General features: G+C 73.6%; 18 protein-coding genes. 9 read left to right on the forward strand and 9 right to left on the reverse strand.

From position 1 onward, the window contains the following. Positions 1-34: 34 nt before the first annotated feature. Positions 35-4,045, reverse strand: a complete 4,011-nt coding sequence (gene eccCa / locus AB0C04_RS18185) for a type VII secretion protein EccCa (protein WP_357055613.1) — start codon at positions 4,043-4,045, stop codon at positions 35-37. A gap of 100 nt (positions 4,046-4,145) precedes the next feature. Between eccCa and eccD the strand changes: the two genes are divergently transcribed. Continuing rightward, positions 4,146-5,543, forward strand: coding sequence for a type VII secretion integral membrane protein EccD (gene eccD / locus AB0C04_RS18190; protein WP_357055616.1), 1,398 nt, complete (start codon positions 4,146-4,148; stop codon positions 5,541-5,543). A gap of 34 nt (positions 5,544-5,577) precedes the next feature. On the opposite strand, the gene AB0C04_RS18195 is transcribed toward eccD, so the two are convergent. After that, entirely contained in the window at positions 5,578-6,084 is a 507-nt protein-coding gene (locus tag AB0C04_RS18195; RefSeq protein ID WP_350873554.1) for an inorganic diphosphatase, read from the reverse strand. 597 nt (positions 6,085-6,681) lie between these two features. Between AB0C04_RS18195 and dacB the strand changes: the two genes are divergently transcribed. The 3 genes from dacB (at position 6,682) to tilS (ending at position 10,306) form a co-directional block, all read left to right on the forward strand. Continuing rightward, complete coding sequence (gene dacB, locus AB0C04_RS18200; RefSeq protein ID WP_357056526.1) at positions 6,682-8,160, forward strand: D-alanyl-D-alanine carboxypeptidase/D-alanyl-D-alanine-endopeptidase; 1,479 nt, start codon at positions 6,682-6,684, stop codon at positions 8,158-8,160. Between the two features lie 75 nt (positions 8,161-8,235). Continuing rightward, complete coding sequence (locus tag AB0C04_RS18205; protein WP_357055619.1) at positions 8,236-9,303, forward strand: zinc-dependent metalloprotease; 1,068 nt, start codon at positions 8,236-8,238, stop codon at positions 9,301-9,303. A 10-nt stretch (positions 9,304-9,313) separates the two neighbouring features. Beyond that, complete coding sequence (gene tilS / locus AB0C04_RS18210; protein WP_357055622.1) at positions 9,314-10,306, forward strand: tRNA lysidine(34) synthetase TilS; 993 nt, start codon at positions 9,314-9,316, stop codon at positions 10,304-10,306. A gap of 66 nt (positions 10,307-10,372) precedes the next feature. On the opposite strand, the gene AB0C04_RS18215 is transcribed toward tilS, so the two are convergent. Beyond that, on the reverse strand, positions 10,373-11,338 hold the full coding sequence (locus AB0C04_RS18215) for a helix-turn-helix domain-containing protein (protein ID WP_357055625.1): 966 nt from the start codon (positions 11,336-11,338) through the stop codon (positions 10,373-10,375). Positions 11,339-11,477: 139 nt separating this feature from the next. On the opposite strand from AB0C04_RS18215, the gene AB0C04_RS18220 reads away from it, so the two are divergent. The 4 genes from AB0C04_RS18220 to folE all read left to right on the forward strand — a co-directional run bounded on the left by AB0C04_RS18220 (position 11,478) and on the right by folE (position 15,459). Beyond that, positions 11,478-11,627: a hypothetical protein gene (locus AB0C04_RS18220; protein ID WP_357056589.1), complete on the forward strand. Its 150-nt coding sequence runs from the start codon at positions 11,478-11,480 to the stop codon at positions 11,625-11,627. A gap of 101 nt (positions 11,628-11,728) precedes the next feature. After that, on the forward strand, positions 11,729-12,304 hold the full coding sequence (gene hpt, locus AB0C04_RS18225) for a hypoxanthine phosphoribosyltransferase (protein ID WP_357055628.1): 576 nt from the start codon (positions 11,729-11,731) through the stop codon (positions 12,302-12,304). Positions 12,305-12,739: 435 nt separating this feature from the next. Next, positions 12,740-14,758: an ATP-dependent zinc metalloprotease FtsH gene (gene ftsH / locus AB0C04_RS18230; protein WP_357055631.1), complete on the forward strand. Its 2,019-nt coding sequence runs from the start codon at positions 12,740-12,742 to the stop codon at positions 14,756-14,758. Positions 14,759-14,793: 35 nt separating this feature from the next. Then, positions 14,794-15,459, forward strand: a complete 666-nt coding sequence (gene folE, locus AB0C04_RS18235; protein WP_357056529.1) for a GTP cyclohydrolase I FolE — start codon at positions 14,794-14,796, stop codon at positions 15,457-15,459. A gap of 97 nt (positions 15,460-15,556) precedes the next feature. Here folE and AB0C04_RS18240 read toward each other — a convergent pair whose 3' ends face one another. Further along, the gene (locus AB0C04_RS18240; protein ID WP_357055634.1) at positions 15,557-16,333 is read right to left on the reverse strand and encodes a hypothetical protein; all 777 of its coding nucleotides are present in this window, start codon (positions 16,331-16,333) and stop codon (positions 15,557-15,559) included. Further along, entirely contained in the window at positions 16,330-18,897 is a 2,568-nt protein-coding gene (locus AB0C04_RS18245) for an FtsK/SpoIIIE domain-containing protein (protein WP_357055637.1), read from the reverse strand. The genes AB0C04_RS18240 and AB0C04_RS18245 overlap by 4 nt, the downstream gene beginning before the upstream one ends. Positions 18,898-19,090: 193 nt before the next feature. Between AB0C04_RS18245 and AB0C04_RS18250 the strand changes: the two genes are divergently transcribed. After that, entirely contained in the window at positions 19,091-19,651 is a 561-nt protein-coding gene (locus AB0C04_RS18250; protein ID WP_357056532.1) for a hypothetical protein, read from the forward strand. 2 nt (positions 19,652-19,653) lie between these two features. Here AB0C04_RS18250 and AB0C04_RS18255 read toward each other — a convergent pair whose 3' ends face one another. From AB0C04_RS18255 to AB0C04_RS18270, 4 genes are read right to left on the reverse strand one after another with little or no spacing between them, the layout of a single operon-like run. Next, positions 19,654-20,256 carry a hypothetical protein gene (locus AB0C04_RS18255; protein ID WP_357055640.1) on the reverse strand — a complete coding sequence of 201 codons (603 nt, stop codon included), beginning with the start codon at positions 20,254-20,256 and terminating at the stop codon, positions 19,654-19,656. A 13-nt stretch (positions 20,257-20,269) separates the two neighbouring features. Then, the gene (locus AB0C04_RS18260; RefSeq protein WP_357055643.1) at positions 20,270-21,436 is read right to left on the reverse strand and encodes a M23 family metallopeptidase; all 1,167 of its coding nucleotides are present in this window, start codon (positions 21,434-21,436) and stop codon (positions 20,270-20,272) included. Then, positions 21,433-21,990 carry a hypothetical protein gene (locus AB0C04_RS18265; protein ID WP_357055646.1) on the reverse strand — a complete coding sequence of 186 codons (558 nt, stop codon included), beginning with the start codon at positions 21,988-21,990 and terminating at the stop codon, positions 21,433-21,435. The genes AB0C04_RS18260 and AB0C04_RS18265 overlap by 4 nt, the downstream gene beginning before the upstream one ends. Next, positions 21,987-23,927, reverse strand: a complete 1,941-nt coding sequence (locus tag AB0C04_RS18270) for an MFS transporter (protein WP_357055648.1) — start codon at positions 23,925-23,927, stop codon at positions 21,987-21,989. Before AB0C04_RS18270 ends, AB0C04_RS18265 begins: the two co-directional genes overlap by 4 nt.

Genomic DNA, 23,927 nt, shown 5'->3' on the forward strand with positions numbered 1-23,927 from the left:
CCACCCCGATCCCGGCACGTTCCACGGACACCGGTCATGGTGGCGGCAGGTGAGCCAGCTGAACCAGGCGTACGCCCTCGCGCCGGGTGACCAGCCGACCACGCCCCGGTGGTAGCGGCCCGGGGCGGACCGGGCCGACCAACGCCCCCTCCTCGGGGCTGCCGGTCATCACCAGCCCGGCGGTCGAGAGCTCCCGCAGCCGCTGCACGATCGGCTCGTACTGGGCCCGGCCGGCGCCACCGGAGCGGCGGGCCAGCACCAGGTGCAGGCCGACGTCCCGGGCCTGGGGCAGGTACTCCTCCAGGGCGCGCAGCGGGTTGGCCGGCCCGGCCGCCACCAGGTCGTAGTCGTCGACCAGCACGAACAGCTCGGGGCCCGACCACCAGGAGCGGTCGCGCAGCTGCCGCGGGGTGACCTCGGGACCGGCGATCCGACCGGCGAGGTAGCCGGCGGCCGACTCGACCAGGTCGGCGGTGTGCGCGGCGGCGGTGCCGTAGCCGATCAGGTGTGCCGTCTCGATGGCGCCGAGCAGACTGCGCCGGTAGTCGACCAGGATCACCCGGGCCTGCTCCGGGGTGAACCGGGTGGTGATGGTGGTGGCCAGCGCCCGCAGGAAGGAGGACTTGCCGCATTCGCCGTCGCCGAAGACCACGAAGTGCGGCTCGGTGGCGAAGTCCAGCACCACCGGGCGCAGGTCGGCCTCCGCGATCCCCACCGGCAACCGCAGCCCGGTCGTGGCGGTGAGGTCCAGCTCGGCGTAGGGAAGCACCGGCGGAAGCAGCCGTACCCGGGGCGCCGGCGGGCCGGCCCAGCCCTCGGCGACCCGCTTGACCAGGTCCGCGGTGTCCGCCGTGGCGCCGGCGAGCCGGGGCAGGGCGGTGAGGAAGTGCAGGCTCTCCGCCGTGACGCCCCGACCGGGGGTCTTCTCCGGCACGTTCGCCGCCGCTCGGCGGGCCACCAGCGAGTCGGCCGGGTCGCCCAGGCGCAGCTCGAGCCGGGAGCCGAACAGGTCCCGGATCGCCGGGCGGAAGTCGAGCCAGCGCAGCGCGGTCGTCACCACGTGCACCCCGTACGAGAGCCCGCGGGTGGCCAGGTCGGTGATCAGCGGCTCGAGGTCGTCGTACTCGGTGCGCAGGGTGGTCCAGCCGTCGACCACCAGGAACACGTCGCCGAACGGGTCGACGCCGGGCTGGTTGGTGGTGGCCAGGGCGGCCCTCCGGCGCCGGTACGCCGCGATCGACTCCACGCCCAGCTCGGCGAAGCGGCGTTCCCGGTCGGCGAGCAGGGTGGCAACCTCCCCGACGGTGCGCCGGACCGCGGTCGGGTCGGCCCGGCCGGTCACCCCGCCCACGTGCGGCAGCTCGCGCAGCGCGGCCAGCCCGCCGCCGCCGAAGTCGAGGCAGTAGACCTGCACCTCCGCCGGCGTGTGGCTGAGCGCCAGCGCGCAGATCAGCGTCCGCAGCACCGTCGACTTTCCACTCTGCGGTGCGCCGACCACCGCGACGTGCCCGGCCGCCCCGTCCAGTGCCAGCCAGAGCAGGTCGCGGCGCTGCTCGAACGGCTTGTCCACCACGGCGACCGGCACGCCGAGCGCGCCGTGCAGCTCCGGGTTGCCGGTGCTGAGCCCGCGCGTCGGGTCGACCGTGACCGGGCCGAGCAGGTCGTCCAGCGCCGGCGGATGGTCGAGCGGCGGCAGCCAGACCTGGTGCGCCGGCGGCCCCTGCCCGGCCAGCCGGTCCACCAGGAGGTCCAGCAGGCTTCCCCGGCTCTCCTCCTCCGCCGTCGCGGGCAGCGCCGGGGTGGCCGGCTCGGGCGCCGGCACGAGGTGGCTGGTGAAGGTGAGCAGGCGCGGTGAGCCGGTGCCGGGGCCGGCAGCCGGGCCGCGGCGGGGCAGTGCGCCGGAGACGTACGCGGCCCGGAACCGGACCAGTGGCTCGGTGCCGAAGCGCAGGTAGCCGTGGCCGGGGGTGCGGGGCAGCTCGTGGGCGTCCGGGACGCCGAGCACCGTGCGCGACTCCAGCGCCGAGAAGGTGCGCAGCCCGATCCGGTACGACAGGTGGGTGTCCAGCCCGCGCAGCCGCCCCTCGTCCAGCCGCTGGCTGGCGAGCAGCAGGTGCACGCCGAGCGACCGGCCCAGCCGACCGATCTGCACGAAGAGGTCGATGAAGTCGGGCTTGGCGGAGAGCAGTTCGGAGAACTCGTCGCAGATCAGCAGCAGCGACGGCAGCGGGGCGAGCGGGCTGCCGGCCGCCCGGGCCCGTTCGTAGTCCCGCAGGCTGGCGAAGTTGCCGGCCCGCCGGAGCAGCTCCTGCCGGCGTACCAGCTCCCCGTTGATCGCGTCGACCATCCGGTCGACCAGCGGCAGCGCGTCCGCCAGGTTGGTGATCACGGCGGCGGTGTGTGGCAGCCGGTCGAAGGACGCGAAGGTGGCGCCGCCCTTGAAGTCGATCAGGACGAAGTTGAGCTGCTCCGAGCTGTGCGTGGCGGCCAGCCCGAGCACCAGGGTCCGTAGCAGCTCGGACTTGCCCGAGCCGGTCGCCCCGATCAGCAGGCCGTGCGGGCCCATCCCGTCCTGCGCGGACTCCTTGAGGTCCAGCTCGATGGCGCCGCCGTCGGCGCCCACCCCGATCGGCGCCCGCAGGCGCTCCCGGGTCGAGCGGGGTAGCCAGCCCTGCTCGACCGTGAAGCTCTGCGGATCGCCGAGGCCGAGCAGCTCCGGCAGGCCGAGTTCGGCGTGCACCAGGGCGTCCGGGCCACGGGCGGTGCCGGCCAGCCGCAGCGGGGCCAGCCGCCGGGCGACCCCCTCGGCGTCGGCCGGATCGAGCCGGTCCGCCACGCCCACCTCGGCGTGCCCGTCGGCCGAGTACGAGTGCAGCCGCTGGTCGCGCAGCTCGAGCCGGAGGGCGTACCGGTCGAGCAGCCGGGGCGGCGGGGTGTCCAGGTCGAGCACGGTCACCGCGTCGATGCCGCCGTCGCCGGTCAGGTCGGTGGCCCCGGTCAGGTCGCCGGAGTCGAGCACCACCACCACGTGTGGCCCGTCGGTCGCCGGCCCGGCCGCGCTGAACCGGGCGCGGTTGCCGAGCACCTCGTCGAGCAGCCGTTCCAGCTCGACCGCGGAGCTGGTGAGCAGCCGGACCGGGCCGAGGGCGTCGGTGCGGGTGGGGTGGTGGGCGTGCGGCAGCCACTTGACCCACTCCCAGGCGGCCCGCCGTTCCGGGCCGGCGCAGACCGCGATCAGCAGCTCGTCCGGGGCGTGGAAGACCGCCAGTTGGGTGAGCACCGCCCGGACCAGCGCCCGGCCGGCCGCTCCGCGCGTCGGGCCGCCGTCGTCGGCCGGCCCGGTGCCGCCGGCCGGCTGCGCGAGCGTTCCGGCGGCACGGTCGCCGGCGTCGGCGACGAAGACCCGGGCGAAGCTGCGCAGCGAGAGCGCCACCGGCAGATCGGGCACCACCGAGTACGCGTCCAGGAACCGGCGCAGCGAGCCGGCGGTCATCGGCTCCAGCTCCTCGAGTGGCCGGGTGACCGGCGGGACCAGCGGGGTGGCCAGGGTCTGGGGCCCGACGGCGACCCGGACGACCGCGAAGTCGGGGTCGCCCGGGCGGCGTTCCCAGACGCGGTGGCTCGCCACCGTGGACCAGAGCCGCCCCGGGTCCGGGTGCCGGTAGTAGAGCCCGGCCCGCTGCTGCCCGGCGGTCTGCCGGACCCGGCGGCGCAGGGCGGTCAGGTGTCGCAGGTACTCCCGCCGGGCGGCCATCATCTCCGACTTGCGTGGGGTGCCCCCGGCGCTGCCCCAGGAGGTCACCAGCATCGCCAGCGACGAGAGTCCGAACATCCCGCCCACCACGTACGCGTAGGCGCCGCCACCCCGACCGAACATCATCGCCATCGCCACCGTGCCGCCCAGCATCGGCAGCACCATGAGCAGCTGCTGCCAGCGCCCGCCGGTCACGGCGGGGATCTCCGGCGGCGGCTCGACCGGCAACTCGCCGACCGGGATCTCCGGCGCCGGCCGGCGCGGCGGGCGCTTGATGACGACAGTGGACACTGATCCTCCCGGAACGCTCGGTAACCCGAAGCTGGCTCATCGTAGGTAAAGTCCTGTCGTCCGCGCAGCCACCGAACCTGTTCGATATGGAGATGCTTCGATGACCACCGGGCTGGCCCGCGTCACGATCAGCGCCCCGCAGCGGCGGGTCGACGTCGCCCTGCCCGAGCAGGTGCCCCTGGCCGAGCTGCTGCCCGACGTGCTCCGGCATGCCGGCGAGGGGCTGGCCGACGACGGTGAGCGGCACGGCGGGTGGCTGCTGCGCCGCACCGACGGCGCGGTGCTGTCGACCGCCCAGGCGCTGCTGCCGCAGGGGGTCCGCGACGGCGAGGTGCTGCACCTGGTCCCGGCCCGCGCGCACTGGCCGGAGCTGGAGTACGACGACGTGGTGGAGGCGATCGCCGACGGCGCCCGGCGTCGGGGCGGGGCCTGGTCGCCGATGGCGACCCGGGTCGCGGTCCTGGCCGGCGTGAGCGTGCCGCTCGCCGTCGGGCTGCTCGCCCTGCTCGACGGCGGACCACGGCACCAGGCCGGCTGGGTGGCCGCCGCGGCGGTGGCGCTGCTGCTCACCCTTGCCGCCACCGTCGCCTCGCGGGCGCACGGCGACGCCGCGACCGCCGCGACCCTCGGGGGCTACGCGCTGCCGTACGCCGCAACGGCCGGCGCCCTCGCGGTTGGCTCAGGCGACCCGGTCGGGCTGTTCGGGCCGCTGCGTTGGGTGGGCGCTCCCGAACTGCTGGCCGGCGCGGCGGCCCTGCTGCTGGTCTCGGTGCTCGGGCTGCTCGGCGTCGCCACCCGGCTGCGGGTGTTCGTGGCCGGCGCCACGGTCGGGCTGGTCGGCGTGGCGGCCGCCCTCGGCGGACTGTTGCTCGCCCCGGCGGGTGCCGCGGCGGTGCTGCTCTGCGCGCTGGTCTTCGCGGTCGGGGTGATCCCGCTGCTGGCCATCCGGCTCGGCAAGCTGCCGCTGCCGCCGATCACCCTGCCCACCCCGTCCGACGGCGGGGCGCCGGTGCGCGACCTGCCGGACCGCGGCCGGGTCTACGCGGCGGTGGCACGTACCGAGGAGATGCTCACCGGGATGCTGCTCGGGCACGCGGTGCTGGCGACCGCCGCGATGGCGGTGCTCGCGGCGGCCGGTGGAGTCGCCGGTCTGGTGCTGGTGGCGGTCACCGCCGCGGTGCTGCTGCTGCGGTCCCGGCTCTTCGTGGCGGTCCGGCACCGGGTGCCCCCGGTGGCCGCCGGGCTGGCCGGTCACGCCGTGTTCGGCGCCGTGCTCGCCGAGCGGGCGGGCGGCGCCGGCCGGCTCCTGCTGGTCGCCGGCGGGGTGGCGCTGGCCCTGCTCGCCGTGACGGCGGGCACCACGTACGCCCGCCGGCCGGTCTCCCCGTACCTTGGCCGGGTCGCCGACCTGGCCGACACGGCGCTGGTGGTGGCCGTGGTGCCGGTCGCCTGCGCGGTCCTCGACCTCTACGAACGAGCCCGGGGGCTGCTCGGCTGAGCGGCCCCCGGGCCCGGTACGAATCGTGGCGGGGTCAGTGCGTGGCTTCGCCGCGCTCCTCCGCCTCCTTGGCCCGCCGGTACGAGGCGTGGATCTCGGCCTCGGCCTCGGTCCGCCCGACCCAGGTCGCGCCCTCGACCGACTTGCCCGGTTCGAGGTCCTTGTAGACCTCGAAGAAGTGCTGGATCTCCAGCCGGTCGAACTCACCGAGGTGGTGGATGTCGCGCAGGTGCTCCTGGCGCGGGTCCTCGTAGGGGACGCAGAGGACCTTGTCGTCGCCACCCTTCTCGTCCGTCATCCGGAACATGCCGATGGTGCGGCACCGGATCAGGCAGCCGGGGAAGGTCGGCTCGGGGACCAGCACCAGCGCGTCCAGCGGATCGCCGTCCTCGCCCAGGGTCCCCTCGATGAACCCGTAGTCCGCCGGGTACTGCGTGGAGGTGAAGAGGGTCCGGTCGAGCCGGATCCGGCCGGTCGCGTGGTCGACCTCGTACTTGTTGCGGTGACCCTTGGGGATCTCAACCGTGACGTCGAAATCCATCTGCACGCTCCCTCGTTTGCCCACGCTGGCTAACGGAACCAGCGGCTGCCGCCCGGACAGGTGAAAGCCACCCACCGGTTCTGGCCGCCGCATAGTGTTCGGACCAAAGTAGTGTCACCCAAGCCGGATGTCGCAGGAGAGGAGGGGGTCGTGGGGAGGGAAGATTCACACTACCGCCCGGAGGCAGGCTCTGGACGCGAAACCGGACGACCTGCTTCTGGTGGTGCCACCGGGCGCGTACCGGTGCCCGACGCGCACCCCCGGCAGCCCGCCGCAGCGGCCCCCGACGGCACCCCGCCGCCGGCCTGGCGGCCGCCGACGGACCCCCGCGCCACCGGCCCGGGCCAGGGCCGCTTCCCCGTCCTGGGCGCCGAGCGCCCGATGACCCCGCCGAACTTCCCGACGGCCCACCCCTCCGGTTCCGCACCGACCTCCGGGATCCCCACCAGCCCCGCGCCCGCCGGGCCGCGCCGGGACCACCACCCCGCCGATCCGGGGTACGCCCCGGCGGGTGCCGCCCCGCCGGCGGCGGCCGGCCGGGCGACGGTCGGCGGGGCCGGGCCGATCCCGCCCGGGGGGCCCTCCGGCGCCGGCCCGGTGAACGCGCCGCCCGGCGCTTCGGGCCCGACGGCCCCGGCGCCCCGGCGTCGACGCCGGCTGCCGGTGGTGCTCGCCGTCCTGCTCCTGCTCGTGCTGGTCGGCGCCGGCGTGGCGGTGGTACGCCCCGGCCCGGTCGCGGGCTGGCTCGGCAGCGAGGCCGACAACCCGCAGGCCGCCGCCGCGGCGCCCGAGCCGGCGCCGTCGGCCGTGCTCGCCGGCGCCGACCCGAACGCCCCGCTGCCCACCCCCGACGGGGTGCGCGCCGCACTCGACCCGCTGGTCGGGGTGGGCGCCCTCGGCGACCGGGTGAACGTGTCGGTGGCGGACGTGGCGACCGGGCAGTCGCTCTTCGCCCGCGGCGCCGACGACGGCACCGTGCCCGCCTCGGTGACCAAGCTGGTGACCGCGGTGGCCGTGCTCTCCGCGCGCGGGCCGGCGTACCGGATCCCCACCCGGGCGGTGGCCGGGGCGAACCCCGGCGAGGTGGTCATCGTCGGCGGCGGCGACCCGACCCTGGCGGTCGACAAGAAGGGCTTCTACCCGGGCGCGGCCCGACTGGACGACCTGGCCGCGCAGGTCAAGCAGGCGCTCGGGGGCGTCGCGCCGACGAAGGTGATCGTCGACTCGTCGCTCTACTCCGGGCCGGTCTACGAGCCCGGCTGGGACGACGACATCCCCACCGGCGGCTACGGCGGGGCGATCACCGCCCTGATGACCGACGCCGGTCGGAGCGACGTGCCGCAGGCGAAGAAGGACCACGATGCCGGCAACCACGGCGCCGAGCGGGTGTCCGAGCCCGACCTCGCCGCCGGCCGCTCGTTCGCCCGGCTGCTCGGCCTGCCCACGAGTGCGGTCAGCCGGGGCAAGGCCCCCGGGGAGGGCGCCACGCCGAGCGCGCCGGGCGGTGAGCTCGGCAAGGTGGAGTCGCTGCCGATGGTCCGGCTGGTCGACATCATGATCACCGACAGCGACAACATCATCGCCGAGGCGCTGGCCCGTCAGGTCGCACTCGCGCGGGACAAGCCCGCCTCGTTCAGCGGGGCCGCCGCGGCGATGGACACGGTCGCCGGCGAGCTGGGTCTACCCGCCGACGAGCTGGCCCTCGCCGACGGCAGCGGCCTGTCCCGCACCGACCGGATCAGCCCCTCCCTGCTCACCGACCTGATCACGCTCGCCGGCAACGGCAAGCATCCGGAACTGGCCGCGATCTTCGGTGGTCTGCCGGTCGGCGGCTGGTCCGGCACCCTGGGCGAGCGCTACGAGACGACCGGGACGAAGGCCGGCGCCGGGGTGGTGCGGGCCAAGACCGGGACGCTGACCGGCGTGCACGCCATCGCCGGGCTGGTCACCACCGCGGACGGGCGGCTGCTCACCTTCGCCGTGCTCACCGACCGGGCGCCGGCCGACGGAATGACGGCGGCGCGGGTGGCGCTGGACCGGATCGCCGCCACCCTGGCCGGCTGCGGCTGCCGCTGACCGGGGGCGCGACCAGCTTCGATCGCCCACCGCGAGCCCGGGTCGGGGTGTTCCGGCGCGGGTACGGTGGGGTGCATGGCGCAGTTCGTGGACTGGGATCTGGCCGCCGCGACCGCGGGGGCGCTGGGCAAGTCGGGCCCCCGGGTGTCGTACGCAGAGGCCACCGACGTGGTCGGCGACCTGCGGCGGTTGACCGAGGAGGCGGCCGGGCACGTGGCCGACTACACCGGTCTGCGGGCGCAGGTGACCCACCCGCCGGTGCGGGTGGTCGACCGGCGGGACTGGGCCGCCACCAACATCGCCGGCCTGCGCGAGGTGATCAGCCCGCTGGTCGGCCGGCTCACCGGCGACAAGCAGCCCGGGGCGCTGACCGAGGCGATCGGCTCGCGGCTGACCGGCGTGCAGGCCGGCACCGTGCTCGCCTACCTCTCCGGCCGGGTGCTCGGCCAGTACGAGGTCTTCTCCGCCGACCCCGGCCAGCTGCTGCTGGTCGCGCCCAACATCGTCGAGGTGGAGCGGAAGCTCGGTGCCGACCCGCGTGACTTCCGGCTCTGGGTCTGCCTGCACGAGGTGACCCACCGGACCCAGTTCACCGCGGTGCCGTGGATGCGGGCCTACTTCCTCGGCGAGGTGCAGGCCTTCGTGGACGCCTCGTCCGGCAACGAGCACGTGGTGGAGCGGCTGCGCCGCGGGGTGACCACCCTCTCCGACGCGATCCGTGACCCGGAGAGCCGGACCAGCGTGCTCGACCTCGTGCAGACGCCCGCCCAGCGAGCCGTGCTGGACCGCCTCACCGCGTTGATGACGCTGCTCGAAGGGCACGCCGAGTTCGTGATGGACGGCGTCGGCCCGCAGGTCATCCCGAGCGTCGACCGGATCCGGGCGGCGTTCAACCGCCGGCGCGCCGCCGGCAACCCGGTGGAGAAGGCGATCCGCCGGCTGCTCGGCGTGGACGTCAAGATGCGCCAGTACGCCGAGGGCCGCACGTTCGTGCACGGGGTGGTGGAGCGGGTCGGCATGGACGGCTTCAACAAGATCTTCGGCTCGCCGCTGACCCTGCCCCGGCTGGAGGAGATCAGCGACCCGGGTGCCTGGGTGGCCCGGGTGCACGGGCCGGCCGGCTCGGTGCCGGCCGCCGGCTGACCGCACGCCGGTGGCCGTACTCGCCCCGCCGGTTGCCGCGATCCGGCTGGCGGTCCGTCACGCGCTGACCGGTCTGGCCGGTGACGGGCCGGTGCTGGTCGCCTGCTCCGGTGGGGCCGACTCGCTCGCGCTGGCCGCCGCCACCGCCTTCGTCGCCCCACGGCTCGGCCGGCCCGCCGGCCTGGTGACGGTCGACCACGGCCTCCAGGAGGGCTCCGCCGATCGGGCCGCCGAGGTGGTGGCCTGGGCCGCCGACGTCGGCCTGACCCCCGTCGAGTCGGTCCGGGTGAAGCCGGCCGGGCGGCCGGGCGGGCCCGAGGCGGCGGCCCGCGAGGCGCGCTACGAGGCGCTGGTGGCGGCGGCCGGGCGGCACCGGGCGGCGGCGGTGCTGACCGGGCACACCCGCGACGACCAGGCGGAGACGGTGCTGCTCGCGCTGGCCCGGGGCGCCGGCCCCCGGGGGCTGGCCGGAATGCCCGACCGGCGCGAGCTGGCCGGGGTGCCGCTGCTGCGGCCGCTGCTGGCGGTGACCCGCGAGCAGACCCGGGCGGCGTGCGCGGCGCTCGGCCTCAAGCCCTGGCAGGACCCGCACAACGTCGACCCCGCGTACGCCCGGGCGCGGGTCCGGGCCGAGGTGTTGCCCGCGCTGGTCCGCGCGCTGGGGCCGGGGGTGCTCGACGGGCTGGCCCGCACCGCCCGGCTGGTCGCCGCGGACACCGCCGCCCTCGACGACCTGGCCGACGCGGCGCTCGCGGCGGCCCGGCACCCCGACGGCGGGCTCGCCGTGCCGGAGCTGGCCGCCCTCGCCCCCGCCGTACGCGGCCGGGTGCTGCACGCCTGGGCGCGCGAGCTGGGCGCTCCGCCGGGCGCCCTGTCCCACCGGCACGTGGCCGCGCTGGAGGCGTTGGTCGTCGAGTGGCACGGCCAGGGCGCCGCGCACCTGCCCGGCGGCTTCCGGGTGCTCCGTCGCGCCGACCGGCTGCTCGCCGCCGATCCCGGCTGACCCCGGCCCTTCGGCGACGGCCGGAACGGCGGGTCTCGAGCGGCTCGGTGATCAGCGCGGCGGCGCTCAGGCCGGTGTCTGGCTGCGGTCGCGGAAGGTCGTCCGGTAGCTGTGCGGGGTGGCACCGACCCGACGGGTGAAGTGGTGGCGCAGGGCCGCCGCGTCGCCGAAGCCGGCCTGGTCGGCGACCGCCTCCACGCTCAGCCGGGTTTCCTCCAGCAGCCGCCGGGCCAGCAGCACCCGCTGGTTGGTCATCCAGTCGTGCGGGGTGGTGCCGGTCTCGGCACGGAACCGGCGGGCGAAGGTACGCGGCGCCATGCCGGCCCGGGCGGCCAGCTCGTCCACGGTCACCGTGCGGTCCAGATGCCCCATCAGCCACTCCAGCACCGGCTCCAGGGTCGGCGCCTCCGGCGCCCTCGGGATGGGCGCCTCGATGTACTGCGACTGGCCGCCGTCGCGGTGCGGCGGAACCACCATCCGGCGGGCCAACCGGGTGGCCGTCGCCGAGCCGTGCTCCTGGCGGATCAGGTGCAGGCAGGCGTCGATGCCGGCGGCCGTGCCGGCGCTGGTGAGCAGCCGCCCGTCGGCCACGTAGAGCGAGTTGCAGCGGACCCGGGCCTTCGGGTGCAGCCGTTGCAGCTCGTCGACATAGCGCCAGTGGGTGGTGCACTCCCGGTCGTCGAGCAGGCCGGCCGCGCCCAGCAGGAAGGCCCCGGAGCAGACGCTGAGCAGGTGTGCTCCGCGGGCGTCGGCCCGTCGCAGCGCCTCCAGCACCGGTGCGGGGACGGTGGTGCCCTGGGAGTGCGCGGGCACCGCGACCAGGTCGGCGTCCTCCAGCGGGGCGAGGTCGGCGTGCGGGACCAGCTGGAAGCCGGACGCGGTGCGCACCGGGGCGCCGTCCGGGCTGCACACGTGGAAGCGGTAGCCGGGAAAGCCGTCGGCCGTGCGGTCGGTGCCGAACACCTCGGCGAGCACGCCGAGCTCGAAGGCGGCGACCTGGTCGAGGGCGAGGACGGCGACGGTGCGGAGCATGTGACGAGGGTAACCCCACCGGTGGCAGGAAATCGAGGGCCATTGGCATTCCTGCCACTGTCGACCCGGAACGGAGCGGCGCAGACTGGGGTCAAGTCCGGTGCGCACCGGCGGCGAAACCATTAGCAATCGTGCGAAAGTGAGCGCCGCCATGGAGTTCCTGTTCTTCCTGCTGTTCCTCGTCCTGCTCGCCGTCGCCTCGGCGGCCGGTCTGACCGCCGACACCCGCGACTCGGCCGACTGGAAGCCGAGCGACGAAGGTCGCCGCTGGCAGTCCCGTACCTGCTGATACCCTTGGTCCAGTTTTGCCGAGAAAATCCCGGGCGGGACCGCGCCAAAAGGGGCGGCCCCGCCGACGGGGGCCGGTGGGCGTACGGCAGGCTAGGAGTCATGGCTGACGGCTCCTGGTACGACGCCGACATCGACCACGTGATCATCTCGGAAGCGCAGATCCGCGAGAAGACGGCGGAGCTGGCCAAGCAGGTCTCGGCGGACTACGCCCACGTGAGCGACGGGCTCCTGCTGGTCTGCGTGCTCAAGGGCGCGGTGATGTTCATGGCCGACTTCGCCCGGGCGCTGGGCCGGCAAGGGCCCCCCGCCGAGCTGGAGTTCATGGCCGTCTCCTCCTACGGCCAGGGCACCACCTCCTCGGGCGTGGTCCGCATCCTCAAGGACCTGGACCGGGACATCGCCGGCCGGCACGTGGTGGTCGTCGAGGACATTGTCGACTCCGGCCTCACCCTTTCCTGGCTGCTGCGCTACCTGGAGTCCCGGTCCGCGGCGAGCGTCGAGGTGGTCGCGCTGTTCCGCAAGCCGGACGCGGTCAAGGTCCAGGTGCCGGTGAAGTACGTCGGCTTCGACATCCCGACCGAGTTCGTCGTCGGCTACGGGCTCGACTTCTCCGAGCGCTACCGCGAGCTGCCCTACGTCGGCGTGCTCAAGCCCGAGGTCTACGCCCGCTCCTGAGCCCCACTCGCATCGGCATCTGTCAAGCCGACGTTCAGCGGACTCTCAGCTCTTCCGGCTACCGTGGAGCCCGGTGGCGCGGAGGCACCTTCGCGCTCGGCCCCTCGAACGCTTGACCGGGTGTTCGCTGGTGACCGGGTCGGACTCCCCGCCACGCTGGTCCCGCCCGGTCCCGCCGTACGTCTCGGCGCGGGCTGGCGGGCTCCGCCCACGGGGCGCTGCGTCGATGTCGACGAGTGTGCCGAGTGCGGGGCTCGCAAGCTCACTCCGTGCGCACACGGTGTACCGTCGAATGACCGCGGCGCGGCAGTTGTCGCGCTTCGGGGTCGAGGCCGGCCCGCACGGCGGCTCCGGCCGCCGCTACAGGCGGCAACACCATCAGACGGTCAGGACGTCGATCAGGAGGATGCGGGCGTCTCGACGCTCGACAACAGTATGGAACGTACGCGTTTCTTCCGCCGACCGGTGGTCTGGATCATCCTGGTCATCCTCGGCGCCGTTGTGCTCAGTCAGTTGTTCACCTCTGGTCCCAGTTACCACCGGGTGGACACTTCCGTTGCGCTTGACCAGCTCCACACCGCCAAGATCAATAAGGTCGTCTTCCAGGACAAGGAGCAGACGCTCCAGCTCGACCTGGCGCAGAAGACCAAGTTCGGCGACACCAACACCGACCGGATCCAGGCCCAGTTCCCCGCCGAGGTGGGTGACGAGGTCTGGAACGAGGTCCTCGCGGCCAAGGCGGCCAACCGGGTCACCGGTCCCGCCGACGCCAAGGTGTCGTCCGACAGCATCTGGGTGAGCCTGCTGGTCAACCTGCTCCCCATCGTGCTGCTCGTGCTCCTGCTGCTGTTCTTCATGTCGCAGATGCAGGGCGGCGGCTCGCGGGTGCTCAACTTCGGCAAGTCCAAGGCGAAAATGATCACCAAGGACACGCCGAAGACCACCTTCGCGGACGTCGCGGGCGCCGAGGAGGCGGTGGAGGAGCTCCACGAGATCAAGGACTTCCTCCAGAACCCGGCCAAGTACCAGGCACTGGGCGCGAAGATCCCGAAGGGCGTGCTGCTCTTCGGTCCGCCCGGTACCGGTAAGACGCTGTTGGCCCGCGCGGTCGCCGGCGAGGCCGGGGTGCCCTTCTACTCCATCTCCGGTTCCGACTTCGTCGAGATGTTCGTCGGTGTCGGCGCCAGCCGGGTCCGGGACCTGTTCGAGCAGGCGAAGGCGAACGCTCCGGCGATCGTCTTCGTCGACGAGATCGACGCCGTCGGCCGCCACCGTGGCGCCGGCATGGGCGGCGGTCACGACGAGCGCGAGCAGACCCTCAACCAGTTGCTCGTCGAGATGGACGGCTTCGACACCAAGGGCGGGGTCATCCTGATCGCCGCCACCAACCGGCCGGACATCCTCGACCCGGCGCTGCTGCGCCCGGGCCGGTTCGACCGGCAGATCCCGGTCGACGCCCCCGACATGGAGGGCCGCAAGGCCATCCTGCGGGTGCACGCCAAGGGCAAGCCGTTCACCCCCGACGTCGACCTCGACTCGGTGGCACGGCGTACCCCGGGGTTCAGCGGCGCCGACCTGGCCAACGTGATCAACGAGTCGGCCCTGCTCACCGCGCGTAAGGACCAGCGGGCGATCAGCAACGACTCCCTCGAGGAGTCGATCGACCGGGTCATCGCCGGTCCGCAGCGTCGGACCCGGGTGATGAGCGACCAGGAAAAGAAGATCACCGCGTACCACGAGGGTGGGCACGCGCTGGTCGCCTGGGCGCTGCCGCACGCCGCGCCGGTGCACAAGGTGACGATCCTATCCCGTGGCCGCTCGCTGGGCCACACCCTGGTGCTGCCCACGGAGGACAAGTACACCCAGACCCGGGCCGAGATGATCGACACCCTGGCGTACGCGCTGGGCGGCCGGGCCGCTGAGGAACTGGTCTTCCACGAGCCCACCACCGGTGCCGGCAACGACATCGAGAAGGCCACCCAGTTGGCCCGCGCGATGATCACCCAGTACGGCATGAGCTCCAAGCTCGGTGCGATCAAGTACGGCACCAGCGGGGACGAACCGTTCCTCGGCCGCAACATGGGCCACGAGCGGGACTACTCCGATTCGGTGGCCGCCGAGATCGACGGCGAGATGCGGGCGCTGGTCGAGCTGGCGCACGACGAGGCCTGGGAGATCCTGGTGGAATACCGGGACGTCCTGGACAACATCGTGCTCGAGCTGATGGAGAAGGAGACCCTCTCCACCGCCGACATGGCGCGGATCTGCGCCCGGGTGGTCAAGCGTCCGCCGCTCGCGCCCTACAACGGGTTCGGCAAGCGTCAGCCCTCCACCGAGCCGCCCGTGCTCACCCCGGCGGAGAAGGACAAGCTCAAGGCGCAGGCCGAGGCCGACGGCGCGCAGGCGTCGGTCGGTGGCGGTACCTCGTCCAACAACTCGGACGGCACGCACTGAGTACGGACCCAGCGGCCAGCTCCCGGAACCGGGGGCTGGCCGCTTCCGCTACCGAGCCCGACGGTGACGACGGGCTGGACTACATCGCCGCCCGCCTGATCAACGGAAAGCTCGCGGGCGGGCCGGTCGAGGAGACCGTGGACCTGGCCCGGATCGAGAAGGCCGTACGCGAGATCCTGATCGCGGTCGGCGAGGATCCTGACCGCGACGGGCTCCTGGCGACCCCGGCCCGGGTGGCCCGGGCGTACGCCGAGCTCTTCGCCGGCCTGCGGGTCGACCCGGCCCAGGTGCTCAGCACCACCTTCGAGGCCAACCACCAGGAGCTGGTGCTCGTCCGGGACATCGACGTGATGAGCCTCTGCGAGCACCACCTGCTCCCGTTCCGGGGCAGCGCTCACATCGGCTACATCCCCGGCCCGGACGGCCGGATCACCGGGCTCTCCAAGCTGGCCCGGCTGGTCGAGGTCTTCGCCCGCCGCCCGCAGGTGCAGGAACGGCTCACCTCGCAGGTCGCGGACCTGCTGATGAGCAAGCTCGCGCCGAGCGGCGTGGTGGTCGTGCTGGAGTGCGAGCACATGTGCATGGCCATGCGCGGCATCCAGAAGTCCGGCGCGAAGACGATCACGTCGGCGGTGCGCGGCAGCCTGCAGAACGACGCGAAGTCGCGGGCCGAGGCGATGGCCCTGATCATGCCTCGCTGACCCGACCTGGAAGAGCTTGCGATTGGCCGGCCCGGGTAACCGGGGCGGCCGGCCGTTTTCTCAGCTCCGGCAGTGGTGGCGGCGGGTAGCAGCCGGGTCAGCCGGCGAGCATGGCGAGGAGCAGGCCGGCGGTGACCAGCACCGCCGGGACCAGGCAGACCAGGGCGCCGAACCGCGAGGTACGGTCCAGCCGCTCGTTCGGACCGGGCCGGAACAGCCGCCCGATACCGACCCAGCCGGCCACGAAGGCCACCGCCGGCATCGGCAGCCCGAAGATCAGCGCGGCGACGCTCGCCGGGCCGGCACCGGTCGCCACGTACACCACCACCTGGATCAGCGGCACCAGCAGCGCCAAGGGCCCGTACACCAGCAGGTTCCGCGGTCGCGCGGACCAGCTCGCCGGCCGGAGCGGATGCCGCGCGACCAGCGCGGCGTCCGCGGCGTCGGCCCGGCCCCGGGCGGTACGCAGCGCGGCCAGCACGGTCGCCGGCCCGCCGGCCATCGACCGGGCCGACTCGGTCAACTCCGGCGGGGAGGGCACCAGCGAGATCGCCGGTACGCCCCGCTCGCGCAGCCGGGTCTGCTGGGCGGCCAGCCGGGCCCGGACCTCGGTCAGCTCCTCCCGGGCCGCCTGCACCGACCGGGCCTGCTCACCGGCGGCGTCCGCGGCGCCCCGGCGCACGCCGTCCAGCTGACGGGCGGCCGCCAGGTAGTCGTGCCAGGCGTCGAGGGCGGCGTCCGGGCTCGGGGACCGCGGAATCGCCTCCCGCTCCCCGGCGGTGCGCTGCCGGCCCGGCCCGACCGGATCCCGTGGCTCCTGCCGGACGGTCCCGCCCACCTTCCGGCCCGACGCCCGGCCCCCGTTTCCGATCATCGCGGCGCCTCCTCCTCGGCGAACGGCACCAGGACCAACCCCTGCTCGTCCGGGCCGTCCCAGAGCACCGCCCGACCCGGGCGGGGTCGCCACTCCACCGGGCGGTGGAAGACCGCGGCGAGTTGCGCGCCGGGCACGTCGACCGCGGCGACGGCGGCCAGCTTGTCCACGGCGCCCTCCGGTTCGAGCAGCGCGGCGAACGGCGGCACCACCCGCCACCAGCCGAGCAGGTGACGCCCGGCCGGCGGCCCGTCCCGCAGCAGCGCCCGCAGCCGCTCGACGGGCAGCTCCTCCGCGCCGGCCCGGTCCAGGCCGAAGACCACCAGGTAGGTCGGCTCGCCGTCGCCGGTCACGTCGAGCACGTCGGCGACGTCGACCGTCGTCGCGGTGTGCCGGGCGGCCAGCTCGGTGGTCAACGCCTCGGCCAGCACCCGGCAGTTGGGGTCGGGGGCGGCGACGACGAAGCGAGCGCTGCCGGGCGGATGGTGCGCGGCGGTGCTCCGGGCCGCCGTGACCAGCAGGCGGGCCGCCTCCGGGCCGGGGCCCAGGACGGCCAGGTTGCGGCCGGCCGCCGGACCGAGCGGCACGGCCGCCGTCGACCGGCCGACGTCGACCGCGCGGCCCAGCAGGGCGGCCGGCGCGTGCACCTGACCGGCGACCGCCGCCCGGTGGCGCGGGTCGTTGCGCAGCAGTGGGCGGGCGTAGCCGGCGAACACCACCGGCGGGGCGGAACCCTCCGGTCGGGCCGACCAGAGCTGGTGCCGCAGCCGCTCCACCACCTCCGGCGCGTCCTGCGGGTCCGGGTACCGGATCAGCCGCTCGTGCCCGCGGACCGCGCCACGCGGGCCGCCCAGACCACCGGCGGTGTTCACCACCGCGCTGCCCACGGGCAGGCCGGCGGCCGAGTCGTTGGTCGGTTCCAGCACGGCGCTGCCACCCGGTAGCGCCACCCGGACCGGGAACTGGCCGAGCAGCGAATCCCGGTGCCCGCCGTCCGAGCGGCCGGCCAGCCCCAGCTCGCCGGCGCCGGCCAGCACCAGGTGGACGCCGTACGCCCGGCCGGCCCGGGCCAGCGCCTCCAGCCGCGCGGCGATGTCGGCGGCGAGCCGGTCCCGCTCGGCGAAGAGCATCGGCACGTTGTCGACCACGCAGACGATCCGGGGAAGGGACCGGTGCTCGCGAAGCTCCGCGTAGCGCTGCCCGCCCGCCCGGCGGCCGGCCTCCTCGCGCTGGCGGACCTCCGTCGCCAGCCGGTCGAAGAGGTCCCGCACGTACTCCCGGTCGGCTGCCATCGCGGCGGCCCGGACCTGCGGGACCCAGGACCGGTCCCGCTCGGTCTGCAGGAACTCCACGAAGGACTCGCCCTCGCCCAGGTCCACCAGGTAGAGCTCCAGCTCCGCCGGCCCGTACCGGGCGGTCAGACCGAGCAGGGCGGTGGTGAGGAACGCCGAGCGTCCGCCGTCGGCACGTCCGCTGACCAGCCAGTGCGGGGTCAGCTCGGTGAAGCCGAGCGGCACCGGCCGTCCGCCGGCGTCACCTACCGTGGTGCTCAGGCCGTCGACCGAGCTGGCTGACCAACGCTCCTCGTCGGTCGGGGGAAGCACATCGGCCAGCGCCAGCCGGGAGCCCGCCTCCACCTGCCGGGCGAGCCGCCGACAGGCCGCGCCGACCAGCTCCGCCGGCGGCTCGACCTCGACGAAGACCGGGGAGTTCAGCCCACCCGGCGGATCCGCGCCCGGGCTGGTGAACGAGGCCTCCGGCGGGTCGCCGAGCAGCGCGTACGCGTTGCGCATGGCGAGCGTGGTGGCCCGGGGCAGCGGCGGACGGTTGGCGTACGGGCCGGGGGCCGCCCAGCCGGCGACGACCAGGTGCAGCCCCGCCGCAGGGCCCTGCTCGGCCAGCGCCTCGATCCGGGCCAGGTCGGTCGGGCCGGTCAGCTCGGGCAGCGCGGCGACGACCAGCAGCAGCGTCCGGTCGTGCCGCCGCCGGCCACTGGACCCCGGCGCCACCCACTGCTCGGCCTCGGTCAGCACCGACCGCAGGCCGGCCACGTCGACGGCCGGCGGCGGGAGCAGCCCGGCGTCGGCCAACGCGGCGAACGGAGTGAGCGTCGCACCCTCCGCGTCCACCGCGCGGACCAGCAGCGCACCGGCCGGCGTCGCACCGAGCGCGCGCAGCAGGACAGCCCGGAGCAGACCGGCGACCCGCGGATCCCGAGCGTCGGTGTCGATGCTGAGGTGGCCGGTCCCGATCAGCGGCACCAGGGCGGGAAAACGGGCGTCGTCCAGCGGGGCAGCGGTGCCGACCCGGACGAACGGCGGCGGACCCTCACCGGGCGGCGCGTCGGCAGCGAGTGTCTCCAGGGGAGCGCCGGACCAGCCGGGAGCCACCAGGGCCGCCACCGAGCGCAGCCGATCGGCCAGCTCGTACTGGCGACGCTGGTCAGCGGGGACCGGCCGGGTCTCGTCGAGGATGTTGGCGGCGGCCGCCGCGGTGGCCGCCGCCTGGCGGTGCAGAGCAGCGGCGCGGTTCGTACGGGTCTTCGGACCGGTCACCGTGTCCACCCCCTCTGCCCGAGGTTGGCAACCTCCCCGAGCAGAGACGGTATCCCAGCTGAGGCCGCTTACCCGGGAAGTGCGGCGGCGGTGCGCGGTTGTTGTCGTGGATCTCACCGCATGGGAGCGGTCCGTCACGATCCGCGGCAACTGAGGCATTGGGTACGCGGCGTCCAGCCGATAGCCTCAGGAGGTGGAATCAGTGCAGCCCCCCGCCGGTTCCCAGGTCTCCCGCGTACCGGCGCAGCGGACCCCCTCGGAGCAGCTGCCGCCGGCCCCGGTTGCCCCGGCGCCGCAGCCACCACGAAGCCGGCTGCGCACCGTGCTCACCGTCGTCGGCGGGGTGCTCGCGCTGCTCTGTCTCGGCGGCGCCATAACCGGCTACATCCTGTACGACCGCGCCACCACCCCAGACCGCAGCGCCCCCGACGTGGTCGTAGCCAATTACATCCAAGCCTTTTTCGTCGATCGGAACGACGTGCGAGCCGACCAGTTCACCTGCGAGGGCGGCGGAGAGCTCGATGCGCTACGAGCGCTGCGCGACGATCTCCTGGCTCGGGAAGAGCGGTTTGGCGTTTCGATCTCGGTCGGCTGGGGTCCCCTTGCCGTGCAGAGGCAGGGAGATGCTGCCAGCGTGCAGGTCGAGCTGATCATTTCTGCGATGGTCGACGGCATCACTCAAAGTGATCGACAGCCGTGGCGGTTCAGCACGCAGCTGGGGGAGGACTGGAGAGTCTGCGAAGGCGCACGCCTGAGCAGCTGATGTCACTCAATCCACAGTAGGTGGACGGGTACCTCCAGGGTGGTGGGTGCCTGACCTCGCCATGCCCATCGATACCATTCGTCCTCCGGCGTGACCCGGACGCAGATGTCGCCCTCTGCACCCGAGTAGGTCTCGGTGACGGCGCGGAGGTCGCGCCGCTCCGTCGAGTCGATGACGTGCACGACGCGGCGCCCGACGACGGAGTCCGCGTCGATCACCGCTGTCGGGGCTCGGTGGCTCGGGCCGTCGAGGGACACCAGTCGGATCGGCCCCTCCTGGGACGGGGGGCCGGAACCGCGGCGTGTGCCGACGGTCTCGACCCAGACCCGTTCCACCGGTATCAGGGGAGCGAAGACCTCGACCTGCTCGGCCTCGGCGCGGTACCACTCGTGCTCCGGGATGACCGGGACGTAGGTGCGGCTGTTCTGGACGACGCGGTCATCCGCCCGGAGGTCGCCGCGCCAGCCCAGACCGGGAAGTCCCACCTGTATTCGCCGCCCGCGCAACTCGACCCGACCGGTGGCCGGCACTATGTCGATCGGTCGCGGTGGCCGGGGCGCCCAGTCGGGCTGGTCCGCGAACGGATCGGGCAGTGGTTCGTTCATGGCAGCCGCTGTCTCAGCCTGCGTCCTTGAGCAGCGCACCTCGGGTGCGCATGAACGGCACGGGATCGATCGCTCCCCGGCTGCTGCGGTCCCCGTCCTGGTGCACCTCGAAGTGCAGGTGGGGGCCGGAGGAGTTACCGCTGCTGCCGACCTCGCCGATGACGTCACCGGCCTGGACCCGTTGCCCCACTTCGACGAACGGCTTGGTCACCATGTGGCAGTAGCGGGTGATCATGCCTCCGGCGTGCAGGATGTCGACGAACCAGCCACAGCCGCCCTTGCCCGGGTAGCCATCGACGTTGCAACTCAACTGGCCGCCGTTGTCCGGGTCGCAGCGGGAGACCAGGACCCGGCCGGACGCGGCCGCGTGGATGCGCGTGCCCTTGGACGCGGCGATGTCGACACCGTTGTGCCCCGGCCGACTGGCGGTCCGGAACCCGGAGCCGACGCCGCCGACGATCGGGGCCGTCCAACCGGACGCCGCGATCTCCTTGCCCGAGGCCGCGTCGCAGACCTGCCGACCGCCGACCAACGCCGTTCGGGCCGCCCCGCCGGCCAGCACGTCGACGATCTGTGCGGCCAGGGCCTCGTGCTTGGCGTACGCGTCCGGGAAGGCGCTGATCTGCACCTTCTGCGCGGCGGCCGTCAACGGCAACCCTTCCCACCCGGACACCTTGAGTAGCTTCTCGTAGAACTTCTGGGCGGCGTACTCAGGAGTCATCCGCTGCCGGACACTGCCCCACGAGGCGCGCTGTTGAAAGAGGCCGACCGAGTCGTGGTCTGCCCCGACACCCTCGTTGGGTAGGTTGTCGGATTCCTTGACCGTGCTATTCGCCAGGTTGAGCAACCTGGACTCCTGCATCGCGGTCGCCACGGCGATCACCCACCCGCGTGCGGGGACCTTCATCTCTTGCCCGACCTTGATGATCTTCGCTGCGTTGCGGAGCTGCTTGTCGCCGTAGTCGGCGAGCCGGGGCATATCGCCGGTCACGTCGACCCGGAAGTCACCGGTGCACTCGGCGCTCATCGGCGTCATTTCCTCGGCCGAGTCGCCACCCAGTTCGGTCAGGAAGAACGCAGCGCTGCCCCCGGTGCAACAGAGCAACGCCATCGTGATCGTGAGCGCGCCGGCGACGGCGCCAACGCGCAACTTCCGACGGGGACGACCTTGGTCACTCATCCCTGCTCCCAGTCCACCGCGTCGACGAACCACTGCCCGTCCGGTGCCACCAGCTCCAAGCGGAGCCGCCCGGTGTCCAGGGGCACTAGCGCCTCGACGAATGTCTCCGTGCGTGGCAGCAGCGTGGCCTTCTCGGTCACCTGCCCGGCCGGAACTCCGGCCGGGTCCGCCCCGGCCAGCTTCGCGACGAGATTGGGCGTGGACAGCGGACGCATGCCCTCGTGCCACTGCTCGGCGGTCATGCCCGGCCCGCCCAACCAGGCGGCGACGAACCGGTCGGCCGTCTGCTCCGGAGTGCGGGCACCGGGCCGGGTGGTCGGGCTGGCCGGTGTGTCGGAGCCGATCACCCCGTCGTCACCGGCGTCCGGCTCGACCGTGGTGATCGGCTGGCTCGGGCGATTGCTCAGGCCGAGCGCCGGATCACCGGAGCCGGCGACGAGCCGCGCCGCACCGATGATGCCGAACACGACGACCGCAAGGGCGATCGCGATCCCGAGCCGGGACCGCAGCACCCGGGTGAGCAGGAACTCCAGAGCGCGTCGCACCGCCATCACCGCGCCTCGGACCGGATCCGTGGTGTCGGCCGATCCGGTGTGGTCTCCACCGAGCCGGGCCGGTAGACGACGAACGACGGCCTCTCGTCCGGGACGTCCGGCTCGGTCCAGGTGGCCGGCTGACGACGGGGCCGGGGTGCCGCCGGCCGGGAAGCGGCGGAACGTTCCTCGGTCTTCGACGACTCGTCCGTGCGCTCACGGCCGTCGGGTCGCTGGCGCTCGGTGCCAACGGGTGCGGTGTGTACGGGATCCTCGTGTCGCGCCTCCGGGCGAAGTCTGGTCTGTTCCGCCACCACCGCCCTGCGGCGACCGATGGCCGGCTCCGCCGTTCCACCCGGTTCCGCGACGTCCAGTCGAGCGGCGGCACGCATGTCGCGGAAGAACCGGCGGTGCCACGAGCCGGCCGAGCTGACCGCCTCGCTGTTGTCCTTGCCGCCGAGTTGGGTGATCCGTCGGTAGGGACGAAGTAGCAGCCAGCCGACGACCCCGCAGAGCCAGACCAGCACCACCTGGAGCCAGCCCGGCAACGTGGCGGTGCTCATGATCAGGTCGACCGCGAAGAGGTAGATGGCGGCGCCGGTACCGAAGATGGCGATGTTGAAGACCGCGGCGACGACGGCGTTGGCCAGCCGGCGCAGCCCCGCGCTGGCGGGGCGCATCAGGCCCACCGTGCCGAGGATCGGTGCCGCGATCACCGCCCACCGGAAGATCAGGAAGCCGAGCAGCACCAGCAGCGAGGCGGTCAGGTCGAACATCGCGAAGAGCAACGACGCGAGCACGGCGATGAAACCGGCGCCGATGCGATCCATGTCCCGGACCCCTTGGAGGTACTCGTAGGCCTCCGGATCCTCCCGCTCGACCTGCGCGGCGACGGTCATCCACTGCTGCTGCTTAGCTTTGATGATCACAGGGCGAGTGGCGGGATTACTGCGGATGGACTCCGCTTCATCCCAGTTCAAGGATTTAGCGTCGTAAAGCGCCGGTCCATACTTCTTCGCCGTCTCGCTGTCCGCCGAGCCGAGGGCACCCCGCACCCAGTTCCGGTAGAGCATCGATTCGGTGGCCGTGTCGCTGGCTCGCACCGCCGGTGGCCGCTTTTCGACGCAGGCGTCCGGGTTCGGTACTACGCACTTCTCAGGAGGAGTGCCCTTGGATGCCGGCCCGACCGCATCGTGTACGACGCCCAGGGTGGTGATCAGGGTGCTGTCAGCGAGGTTTGCCGACTTGACCGGCCACGCGGCCAAGGCCGTCACCGCCACCATCACCAGCAGGGCCCAGCCAGCCGTGGTCATGGCGTTGCTCATGTCGGACTGGCGCGACCGCCAGAGTAGGTAGAGGCCGACCACGCAGAGCGTGATGATCCCGAAGACGCTGAACACCTTCTGGTAGACGGCCTTGGTCGCCTGGTCCACCAGCGGGTCGGCCCAGCTCCACATCGAGCGCGGGTCCCAGGCGCGCTCACGTAGCGCATTCGAAGCCCCGACGATCGCTGTGGCGACCATGAACTCGCCGTTGGCGACGGTATTGCTGAACTTGTAGTCGGGGTGCAGCACCGAGGACGCACAGCCGCCCTCGACCCGGTAGGTCGTGTAGCCGTAGCCGGCGTACCCGTAGTCGCTGTAGTAACCCTTCGGGCCGAGTTGCTTCGAGGACTCCGGTCGCGAGGCGAACCATCCGGCGAGCCCGGAATCCGGTGCGGTGGGAGTCGGCGGTTTCCAGCAGTTGGCCTCGGACTCGGCAACCTGCTGGAGTTTCTTGACGCAGGCGCGGAAGTCGGCTTGCCATTCCTGGGTCGTGCAGAGGTCGGCGGCCGCCTGGGTGGCGACCGGTGCGGCCACCGCCGGGGTCGCGCCTACGAGTGGCCAGCCGATGGTGGCCCCGGCCAGTACGCCGAGCGCGAGCAGGAGCGCCGTGATCCTTGCCCGGGCCCTCGCCAT

It is taken from the genome of Micromonospora sp. NPDC048909, assembly GCF_040649635.1.
Taxonomy (GTDB): Bacteria; Actinomycetota; Actinomycetes; order Mycobacteriales; family Micromonosporaceae; genus Micromonospora.

What these genes read in the sequence shown, in the direction of transcription:
- eccD (WP_357055616.1), top strand. Translation starts at nt 4,146, where the DNA reads ATGACCACCGGGCTGGCCCGCGTCACGATCAGCGCCCCGCAGCGGCGG.
- AB0C04_RS18195 (WP_350873554.1), bottom strand. Translation starts at nt 6,084, where the DNA reads ATGGATTTCGACGTCACGGTTGAGATCCCCAAGGGTCACCGCAACAAG.
- AB0C04_RS18205 (WP_357055619.1), top strand. Translation starts at nt 8,236, where the DNA reads ATGGCGCAGTTCGTGGACTGGGATCTGGCCGCCGCGACCGCGGGGGCG.
- AB0C04_RS18215 (WP_357055625.1), bottom strand. Translation starts at nt 11,338, where the DNA reads ATGCTCCGCACCGTCGCCGTCCTCGCCCTCGACCAGGTCGCCGCCTTC.
- hpt (WP_357055628.1), top strand. Translation starts at nt 11,729, where the DNA reads ATGGCTGACGGCTCCTGGTACGACGCCGACATCGACCACGTGATCATC.
- ftsH (WP_357055631.1), top strand. Translation starts at nt 12,740, where the DNA reads ATGGAACGTACGCGTTTCTTCCGCCGACCGGTGGTCTGGATCATCCTG.
- AB0C04_RS18240 (WP_357055634.1), bottom strand. Translation starts at nt 16,333, where the DNA reads ATGATCGGAAACGGGGGCCGGGCGTCGGGCCGGAAGGTGGGCGGGACC.
- AB0C04_RS18255 (WP_357055640.1), bottom strand. Translation starts at nt 20,256, where the DNA reads ATGAACGAACCACTGCCCGATCCGTTCGCGGACCAGCCCGACTGGGCG.
- AB0C04_RS18260 (WP_357055643.1), bottom strand. Translation starts at nt 21,436, where the DNA reads ATGAGTGACCAAGGTCGTCCCCGTCGGAAGTTGCGCGTTGGCGCCGTC.
- AB0C04_RS18270 (WP_357055648.1), bottom strand. Translation starts at nt 23,927, where the DNA reads ATGGCGAGGGCCCGGGCAAGGATCACGGCGCTCCTGCTCGCGCTCGGC.